This window comes from Allobosea sp. 05T439, from assembly GCF_056396005.1.
This window is the reverse complement of record NZ_JBFTKP010000173.1, coordinates 1-382: the sequence shown is the minus strand read 5'-3', so window position 1 is coordinate 382 and position 382 is coordinate 1. Positions and strand designations below refer to the sequence as shown.

Annotated in this window: 1 protein-coding gene; it reads left to right on the top strand. The window is 68.1% G+C overall.

The genetic code is table 11. From position 1 onward, the window contains the following. Positions 1-382: DDE-type integrase/transposase/recombinase (locus AC1DIO_RS35595; protein ID WP_476854985.1), on the top strand; the 382-nt coding region annotated here is incomplete at both ends.

Here is a 382-nt window from a genome sequence, read left to right as displayed (position 1 = left end):
GGCGAACTGATCCATCTCGACATCAAGAAGCTCAACCGGTTCAGGGAGCCGGGGCATCGCGTCACCGGGGATCGCAGCGCCGGCCGCAGCGTCGGGGCGGGCTGGGAGTTCGCCCATGTCTGCATCGACGATGCCTCCCGGCTCGCCTTCGTCGAGATCAAGCCGGACGAGACGGCGCTCAGCGCGGTCGCCTTCCTCAGGGCCGCCGTCGCCTATTACAAAGGCCTCGGCGTCWCCGTCGCGCGCGTSATGACCGACAACGGCCCCTGCTACAAAGCCCATGCCTTCCGCCACGCCTGCCGCGASCTCGGCCTGCGCCAGATCAGGACCAGGCCCTACACCCCCAGGACCAACGGCAAGGCCGAACGCTTCATCCAGACGG